Consider the following 10,099-nt stretch of genomic DNA (forward strand, 5'->3'; position numbering starts at 1 on the left):
CCCGAGGCTGCTGGTGCAGATTTCTCCCGTTACCTGCACTCAATCCGCCGGAACTGGCTCCTGGGTTCTGTTCTCGGAATCCTCTTCAGTGTTCCGCTGGCTGCTCTGATGTGGGTCCTGAACCCCAAAGAGTTCACCGCCACGGAAATCGTCCGGGTTTCGCCCAACCATACCCCGCTGATTTTCGAAACTGTCGATAACCAGGGCAAGAATGGTTACGGCGAACTCAAAAACTACAAGAATACACAGCGGCAGCTTCTGCTTCAGCCAACGGCGCTGAACAAGGCCATTAAAGACCCGGAAGTCGCCAGCCTGAAGCAGATCGCTGACAATCCCGATCCGATTGGCTGGTTGCAGGAGAATCTAAAAGTCGTTTATCCCGATGACGCGGAAATCATGAACGTGACGTTCACGTCCACGGACCCCGTCGCGGCCCACCGCATCGTAAAATCGGTCGTTGATGTCTACATGAAAGACGTCGTTGAAAAAGATCGACAGGAACGGCTGAGTCGAATTGAGCGATTGCGACAGATTTTGAGCGATGCTGAGGAGAAGGTTCGAACCAAACGGGGAAATCTTGGGACGCTGGTTGAGAAATTCGGAACTGGCGATACCAACACCATCAACCTCGCACAGCAAAGTGTGATCTCTCACTTCGGCTTCCTGCGACAGGAACTGTCCAAAGTCACATTCGAGCTCCTGCGGGCCAAGAGCGAATTGATTGCGCAGAACCCCTCGGCAACTGGAGAGGAATTCAGCAAGCTCGGCCGCGCAGCGACAGAAAAGGCGGCAGAGGAAGTCGCAGACACCACGAACGCTGACAACGAATTGATGATGAACGAAGCAATCGAAACGGATCCAGACGTTGTCAAATACACGAAAGAAGTGGCCGGCTACGAACACAAGATCGAACTCGCCCAGAAGCGGTACGACCCCAAAGTTGCAGAGTCGTACTCGATGAAGTATCGCAAGCAGCTTGAGGACTCCAAAGCGAAGCTTGCAGAGCGTAAGGCAAGGGTGAAACAACTGATTCAAAGCGGTATGGCCACTTCGGGAATGCCAGCTAAAGGTGAAAACCTGCCGCTCAAGATCAAGGCACTTGAAGCACACGCCCAGGAACTGCGTGACGAAATGAGTTTGCTCGAAGCAGAATCGAGAAAGTTCGGTCGGTCATCGATCGAAGTCGAGATGATGCGTAAAGAGATCACCAACCTCGACCCGATCGTCGACAAGGTGACCCAGGAAATCGAACGGACCACCATCGAGTTGCAGTCGGCCTCTCGAATCACTCGCTACCAATCGACGGGTGTCCCTACGGTGGGTGAATCGAAACGACGAATTCCTCTGGTCGTTGTGGGGGGGGCGTTTGGTCTGTTCGCCCCCATGGGCCTGCTCGTATTCCTGGATTCATTGCGTAACCCGGTGAACAATGTCCAAACCATTAATAACAACATGAACCTGCCCGTTCTGGGGTCTCTGCCCCGTGTGCCGGCCAAGATCATGAAGAAGCTGTACGATCCGAATGCCGGAGCAGATGTGAAGGTCTGGCGAGACCGGATGTCTGAGTCTGTCGCAGGCGTCACAGCGATGCTGCTTCGCAAGCTCGCCAGTGAGGGCAACCGCATCGTCATGGTCGCCAGCGCCGTTTCGGGCGAAGGGAAGTCGACGCTGTCAGAGCAACTGGCACGCAGCCTGGCCGATTCGGGACACAGAACACTTCTCGTCGACTTCGATTTGCGACGACCGGTTCTACATCAACGAATGAAGTTCCCCGTCAGCCCCGGCGTGAGCGATGTTCTTCGCAGCGGAGTCGACTTGAAAGAAGCGGTCATCGAAACGGACTGGCCGAACCTGAGTATGCTGACGGCGGGTAACGTCCCAGGAAGTCTCCTGCGAGAGTCGGCCAACGGAACACTGGATGACTTCTTCGATAAGTGTCGAGCTGAGTTCGAGTTCGTGATTGTCGACAGCAGCCCCCAGATTCCTGTCGTCGATGGCCGGCTTGTCGGTCAGCACACGGACGGGGTGATCCTTGCAGTGCTTAAAGACAGAAGTCAATTGGGGCAGGTCGCGAGTGCTCGCGGCATCCTGACAGACTATGGAGTTAACATTTTTGGCTGTGTGGTATCTGGCGAAAGTAACGGCGGGTACTACTATAACTCGTACGAGGCGCCTCCAGAGCGGCGCATCGCGTCAACGGGAATTGCGGCTTCCCGATCAACAAGTGCAATGTAGTCTGTCCAGTTGAGATCTGCGGCGTACAATCGGTTTGTCGCAGATCTCACTTTTGTCGACGATTCCCCTGTCGCATTTCATCGACCCGCAGAATGTCGCGACCTGTAATGTTTTCACGATGAGTGATTCTGCTTCGGTCCATTGAACTCGGCTTCATTCGATCGCAATCCTTTGAGCCCTTTAGAGCAAGATTATGATGAATCAGTTCTCCAGTCGGATCTGGCTTGCGGCATTGTTGATGGTGGGTGGATTTGTCGGGACATGGTGGGTTCGATCGGGTTACACCTTCGAAGTCCAGCCCCTCAGCCGGGGCTTGGAAACGTTTCCGATTGAGCTTGACGGATACGTCGGAACCGATCTGCCCGTCGATGAGGATGTCGCCATCATCCTGAACGCAGACTCTTCGATTAACCGGAACTACAAAAATCCCAATGGGAATTCTGTGATTCTGCACGCGTCTGCGTGGGTTCGCCCCGAGACCGTCGCTTCTGTAGCTCCTCATAGCCCGAAGATCTGCTACACGAACGCGGGGTGGAGGATCGTGACGGAGCGGACCGTGCAATGCACCGCGCCATCAGGATCATGGCCGATGTGCGTATTGCTCCTTGACCGTGATGGTGAGCGGTGTGTGGTGGGCTACTGGTACCAGATTGGTCACGCCACCTTCAACACGGCAGCAGAAGCGCGAAGCGTGCACCGTGACCTGTGGGGCAAGAAAAAATGGCCGGCCACGATCAAATTCATGCTGCAAACTCCGGGTCATGACCTCGATGTGGTGCTTCCAACCTTGGAAGAATTTGCCAAGAACGTCTATCAATGGTCAACGGAACTTTAGTTCCGCTTTCGGCGTCAAATCTGTTGAGAGTGTTGTTCACAGTCAGTTGTTTTGTATTGCGCCGATTGGGCAATGATTGATTGAAATCACGGTCAAACCCAGCGGTGATCTTGCTCGTGTGAACTCCATTCAGCCTTTGAATAAGTGATAGGCGCCCTTAAATGCCCAAGATCAATCTGCGCTGGTTGGCAGGTGTGGTTTTCATACCGGTTGTTCTGGCGGTCCTCCTGTTCTTCCTCCATCAATATCAGATGGGTCGTAACGCACATGTCTTCATGCGCGAGGCGAAACGTGCCCAGACTGAAGACCGCCCCGATGATGCCCTGAATTATCTTCGAAGATACATCAAGCTGGCGCCTAAGGACGCAGAAGGGCTGATCCTCTACGGATTCGAGCTCGCCGACCAGGATCAGCTTCCACAGGCATTCAACGCACTGGATCGGGCTATCCAGAAAGCCCCCGGACGACTTGATGTGCGTCGGCGACTTGTCACGATCTGCCTGAAAATTGCTCGCTACCACGATGCGATTGAGCATCTGGAGAACCACCTGTTGCCAGACTCTCCAAACGACGGAGAGCTTCTTGAGCAGTTAGCTTCTGCCCAGATCGGGCTGTCTGAATTCGCTGAAGCCGAAATCACGCTCGAACGGGCCATGAAGGACGCTCCGAAGAGGCTGGAACCATACGTTCTGATGGCGTCCATCCAGGCTTCCAAGCTTGGCAATCTGAAAGGCGCGATGGAAACGCTGAACCAGATGGTGGCCAATAACTCAGATAACGCCAAAGCTTACTCGTTTCGAAGCCAGTGGCTGTTCCGGCACTTTCTAGACTCACGGACCGCTTTCAAGTCGCGTCGCGGTGTTGAGTTCGATGTCGAGGCAACGCTGAAACAGATTGATTCTGATGTTCGGGAAGCTCTGCGTCTCGCACCTGAGGATATCGAATCGCTCATCCTGGCAGCCCAGATCGCACAGCAAACTGATCGTCTCGAAGAAGCTCGTAAACTCATTCAAGACGGGTTGGAAAAGCACCCTTCCAATCCCCAGTTCTACACGATGCTGTCCGCGTTGGAAGCTGATGCAGGAAACATGGAAGCGTCGATCGAGGCCATTCGCCGGGGCGTAGAGTTAATCCCCAAGAATCTTGATCTGCAATGGAACCTCGCGCGCTTACTCATCGAGTCACGTCAATTTGACGCCGCCAGAAATTCGTTGGCCCAGATTCGGCTGGGTGGATTTACGGACGCTCTCGTCGAGTATCTTGAGGGGCGCATGTCGTTCCTGCAGGGCGACTGGTCGAAAGCCATTGAAACCTTCGAAAACGTTCGTCCGCGACTGATCCGCTGGCCCGTGTATCTGCGGCACGTCGATTTCTGGCTCGGCACGGCCTACCGAGAGATCAATTCTCCTGACCAGCAACTCGCAAGCTTCCGCCGGGCCGTTGCCAGCGACCCGGACTGGGACGCGGCACGTCTCGCCCTTGCGGAATCCTTGGCTGCTGCTGATCAGATCACGGAAGCCATTAACGAGCTTCAAACAGTTTGCGCAAGTTCTGATGCCCCTGTTTCGGCTCATGTCGCACTGGCCAAGCTACTGCTACGGCAGAACTTATTGCTGCCCGCGAACCGACGTAGCTGGGGTGAATTCGATGCTGTGTTAAAAAAAATCGATGCTGACGGCAGCCAGGAGGCGACGCTCGTCGTTCTCCGCATGCAGCGGCAACTGGTCACGCAAGACTACACCGGAGCCGTGCAATCGATCTCTGCTGCGCGTGAGTCGCACAAGGATCAGATTGACCTCTGGTCAGCTGACTTTGATCTCGCACTGGCGGGTCGCGACCGAGACCGAGTCAACGAAATTGTTCGCGGTGCAGAGGAACAATTCGGCGATGTTGTCGCTGTGCGACTCATGAAAGCTCGGGCACTCGTCGCTCAGAATGGTGGTTCGCCCGAGGCGATCACAGAGCTTCGAAGTCTGTCGGCGCCCCTTCCGGAATACTCTGCACAGGACCGACAACTGCTCGCGGAAGGGTTAGCCTCATTATTCTTGCTCGCCAATGACTTTGAAGACGCGGAACGTCTCGCTTTGCAGATTTCAACTGAGCAGCCGAACAATTTGCGAATTCGCCTGCTACTGCTGGATATTGCTCGCCGCGCAAAGCGCCTGGACCTGATGGAGGGGGTGCTCAACGAAATTCGCCGTGTGGTCGGTGAAGGAGCCGTCTGGCATTACGGGGAAGCCGAGCGTCTGGTGCTGAAGGCACAAGAGACGAATGATGTTGAAGCCTGGTCGAGCGCCTTGGGACACTTGGAAAAAGCCCGAGCGATCCGGCCGACCTGGGAACGAATTCCGTTGCTGACCGCGGAAATTCACGACCGTCGCGGCGACGCGATTCAGGCGATCTCAAAATATCTCGAAGCTATCCGAATGGGTGAAAGGTCCCCGACCGTTGCCAGTCGTGCCCTCACACTGCTCATCGGCGCAAATCGTTTCGATGATGCTGAAAAACTGATTCAGCAGTTGAAAGACTCCCAATCCGTTTTCACTGTGGACATGGTGAAATCTGAGATCGCGGTCGAATTGCAGCGTGGCCGCAAAGACCAGGTGCGCAAGATGGTTGCCCAGCTCGTTTCCGGGAAGTCAAACTTCAAGGACCCGCTCTGGTTGGGGCAAGTCTATTTGAACGTCGATAATTATCCGGCTGCAATCGAGCAATTTCGGATTGTGACCGCTGTAGAAAAAAATCGACCTCAAGCCTGGATCGGTCTCGTACGGGCGCTGGTTCAGAACAAACAAATCGACCAGGCGGAGGCAACCATCGCCGAGGCGCAAAAAACGCTCGAGGCCGACCAGGTCGATCTTGTGCTAGCGCAATGTTACGACGCACTGGGCAACAAAGATCTGGCCCAGACACACTTCCAACAGGCGCTCAAGAAGGCACCGGAGGACTCCGAGCTGACCCGTCGATGGATCGAATTCCTCGTAAAGTGGGGCGCGATCAAAGAGGCCGAAGTCGCAATTCGAGAGATGCTGCAGGAATCCTCTGGCAAACCCGCCCTCAACCAGCAGACGCGACTCTGGCTGCGGCGAAATCTCGTCATCGCACTTCTTACTTACGGCCAGCGTGAGGCCGTGGCAGAGGCATTGGTTCAGATCGATAAGAATCTCGCTGAAGTCAGCCCTGCCACAGTTGAGGATCTGCGGCTGAAGGCCAATATCTACGCCCGTGGTGCAAACTCCATTGAACGACGCCAGGCAATCATGATCCTGGAAGATCTGATTAATCAGGAACGGCCGGGCGAGTTCCAGCCAGATGATCACTGGTTACTGGCAAGCCTCTACCAAATGGAAGGGGACCTGAAGAAGTGGCGGTCCGAGCTCCGGCGATCGATCAGCGATCGTAAAGAAGATCCGCGCTTCCTTGCCGCGTTCGTGAAATTGAACTTGATGGAAAAAGAAATTCCGCAGGCAGAAGTTTACCTGGAAACGCTTGAAAGACTGGTGCCGAATGACTTGCTCACACTCGACCTGAAGGCGCAGGTTCTGTTTGCAAGGAATCGGTACCACGAGGTCGCGACACTGCTCAAGAAAGTCGGCACACAAGAGGCGACACCGGACGAACGACCTGATGCTGCGACATTTAGAAAGTACTGGGCCGCCAAGCAATTTGAGACTTACTCGACGAAGTTGTCACAGGATAAAGATCAGGCGGATCTCGCGAGGCAGTTTGCCGCAGAAGCGACGTCTTTTTACGAGCAGCTCATCGTCGAGAAGCCTGACCTGATTCTGGCATATGCCGAGTTCCTGGCAGTTACGGAACAGGTCGCCCGCTCACTGGAACTTCTCCAGGAGCATTTCTCTGAAGCGACCGTCGCTCAAGTCACGGGAATCACCCGTAAGGTGATGCGAAACAAATTCTCGACATCCGATCAACTCGCTGTGATCCAGCGGTTGGTCGAACAGAAGTTGAAAGAGAATCCTGATTCAGTCGCGCTCCTGCTCGCCTTGACCGATCTGATGAGCTGGCGTGGTGACTATGAAGGGGCAATGAAAATCTATCGGGATATGCTCGCAAGCAACCCCAAGAATACAATTGCTCTGAACAATCTCGCGTATGTCCTCGCTTTAACTGGTGGTAGTCACCGGGAAGCCTTAAGTCTGATTGACAAGGCCATTGAATACGGGGGCAGAAACGAGGCCTTTTTAGACACTAAAGGAATGGTGTATCTCGCTGCTGGACACTCGGATAAGGCAGTTCTAGAATTTGAGAAAGCCATCGACGAGAAGGAAACGGCCGAAGAGCAATACCACGCGGCAGTGGGTTATAGTAGAACGGATCGGCTGAAAGAGGCAAAGGACGCTTTACAGCGAGCAGTTCAACTTGGTCTGGTGGAGCGGGACCTGCATCCCATCGAGCGTCAATTTCTAAATAAATTGAAAGAACAGTTGCATGTTGACGTTCCCTAACGGCTAGTATACTTACGACCATAAACAATCTGATTGATTTTGACGCAACACTCGATGCCGCACCAACTGCTCGAATAAGATTTTGTTAAGGCTTCACCGTTGTCCGCGACGCTCAGACGCTCAGGCAGAAAGTCGAGAAAGCGAAGACTCCAAAAGATCCTACGCTCGGTGAACCTCAGGTTCATCCTTGTGTTGATGATCTGTCTTCTGGGGCTGGCTGGAGGTTTGTACCTTCTGCACTCCTTCCAGATGTCGCGCAATTCACAGGCCTATGTGAGAGCGGCCAAGCGTGCCCTGGCAGAAAACAGGATGGACGTTGCGGCCGCCTATCTCCGCCGTTATGTCCTGCTGGCACCAAAAGACCCGGAAGGTCTGATCCTGTTCGGACAGCTGCTTGAGGATTCAGGGCGTCCGGATCAGGCTTATGCGATGATGGATCGAGCTCTCAAGCTGGTCCCGGACCGGTCGGACGTCCGTCGGCATCTGGTACGGACCTCTCTGCAAATCGGTCGTTATTCCGAAGCGGTTTCGCAAATCGAAGAATATCTCTTGAAGGAGAATCCCAAGGATGCAGAAGCACTGACACAGCTCAGTACATGCTTTTTTTCCTTGAATCGATTCGACGAGGCGGAGCGGCCCCTGGAAACTGCGATTGAGGCCGATCCGACATATCTCAAATCGTACACCATGCTCGCATCGCTGCGCCATGAGAGGTTGAATCGGGCCTCAGATGCAAATCTCGTCATCGACCAGATGGTCACCGAGAATCCCAACGACCCGATGGCATACTACTATCGGGCACAGTGGCTGGCCGAGCGACTTGCAGAACCCAAATCCTCCCGGAAACTGGAACTGCAGAATGCAGACGAAATGCTGGAGCAAGCCGAAAAGGACATCAAACAGGCAATCAAACTTGATCCTGATAATGCTGACATTCGGCAACTGGCAATTTTTCTAGCGTACACCAGCAACAAGCTGGATGAACTTCGTGAGCACGCGGATCACGGTATACGTGTTCATCCCACCGATCACCGATTCTATGTGTCGCTCGCGGAACTGGAGCGGATGCAAAAGAATACGCCGGCCGCCTTCGACGTCCTGATGCGTGGGGTGGCGGCTGCTCCAGACAATCTTCCGATCAAGTGGTCGCTCGCCGATATTGCGATCGAACTGGGAAAGTTCAGTGAAGCAGAGGGCCTGATTCGCAGACTGAGTGAGGAAAAGTACCGGCGTGAACTGGTTGCTTACCTCGAGGCGAAGTCGGCGATCTACCGACAGGATTGGCTCACAGCCATCGATCTGATCGAATCGTTTCGTAACAATCTACGGGATCGCCCCGACCTTGCTAAAGACGCTGAATTCTGGCTTGGAATGGCTCATGGCGAAACACTGTCTTTGAATCAGCAGTTGATTTCCCTGAGGCGTTCCGTCGCCTTGGATCCAAACTACGCTCAGTCACGCCTCGAATTGGCGAACGCCCTGTCCAACGCAGGATTACTGTCTGAAGCCATTGCGGAATATGAGCAGCTCCTCACGCTGCCGAAAGCTCCTGTGCCTGCGGCAATCGGTCTGGTAAAGGCATTGCTCGCCTGGAACCTGACTCACCCCGCGACATGGGATGAATTCGACAAGGTGCTACTGCGTATGGAAGGCGAGCCTTCGCTCCAGGACCAGGTGGCCTTGTTCCGCATGGAGAAGCACCTGGCCCATGATGACGTGGCCGGGGCCGAGAAAGTCGTCGCAGAAGCCCGCGCAAAAAACCCCGATTCGATGGAATTATGGCAAGCGGAAATCTCGCTGGCACTGCTGCAAAGTGAGTGGGATAAGGCGGAACAGCTCATCCAATCGGCCAATGAACATTTTGGCGACACGGTGAGATTGAGGCTGATCAAGGCTCGCTACGTGATGCGGCACCGTGGGCCCGATACAATCGCCCAGTTATTGAAGCTCGCCGAAAAGAACAGCAAATGGACCGATGCAGAATATCGGGAACTTGCCGGTGGACTGGTGCCCCTGTTCTCGAATGCAGGGGATCAGGTCACAGCGGAAAAGCTGGGACGGGAAATCGCCGCAGCAGAACCGAAAAATCTTCCCGTTCGCCTTGCTCTGCTCGACATCGCTCTCAGCGCGAAGAAGCCCGACCTCATGGCGAGTGTTCTGGAAGAAGTGAAGGGGATTGCTGGCGAGAAAGCTGTTTGGCATTACGGCCAGGCACTTCGACTGTCCCTTTCCAGCAAGGGAGCTCCCTCAGAAAGCGACGCCAAAACACTGCGGCGAGAGGGCCTCGCCCACTTGAGTAAGGCCAAGACAACCGCCCCGAACTGGAGTCGTATCCCGCTGCTTGCGGGTGAAATCAGCGAACAGCTTGGGGACCACGACCAGGCAGCCGACTATTACCTCGAGGCAATTCGACTCGGAGACCGAAGTACAGCTGTATCCGGTCGTACTCTCGCCTTGCTATTCAAGTTGTCGAAGTTCGACGCGGCGGCGAACCTGATCCGCGAACTAAAAGAGTCGCACGTCTCGTTTACCGAAGAAATGCATCGGGCAGAAGTCGATATCG

Annotated in this window: 4 protein-coding genes; all 4 read left to right on the forward strand. The window is 54.5% G+C overall.

Annotated elements, in window-relative coordinates; all coding sequences use genetic code 11:
• A partial coding sequence (locus tag VGE80_RS15905) for a polysaccharide biosynthesis tyrosine autokinase (RefSeq protein WP_440593356.1) occupies nucleotides 1-2,235 on the forward strand: 2,235 nt, incomplete at its 5' end.
• 193 nt (nucleotides 2,236-2,428) lie between these two features.
• Nucleotides 2,429-3,070: an exosortase C-terminal domain/associated protein EpsI gene (locus tag VGE80_RS15910; protein ID WP_373651378.1), complete on the forward strand. Its 642-nt coding sequence runs from the start codon at nucleotides 2,429-2,431 to the stop codon at nucleotides 3,068-3,070.
• Between the two features lie 161 nt (nucleotides 3,071-3,231).
• Nucleotides 3,232-7,536: a tetratricopeptide repeat protein gene (locus VGE80_RS15915; protein ID WP_440593357.1), complete on the forward strand. Its 4,305-nt coding sequence runs from the start codon at nucleotides 3,232-3,234 to the stop codon at nucleotides 7,534-7,536.
• A gap of 249 nt (nucleotides 7,537-7,785) precedes the next feature.
• The coding region (locus tag VGE80_RS15920; RefSeq protein ID WP_440593358.1) for a tetratricopeptide repeat protein at nucleotides 7,786-10,099 on the forward strand (2,314 nt) is incomplete at its 3' end.

It is taken from the genome of Schlesneria sp., from assembly GCF_036405755.1.
GTDB classification, from domain to species: domain Bacteria; phylum Planctomycetota; class Planctomycetia; order Planctomycetales; family Planctomycetaceae; genus Schlesneria; species Schlesneria sphaerica.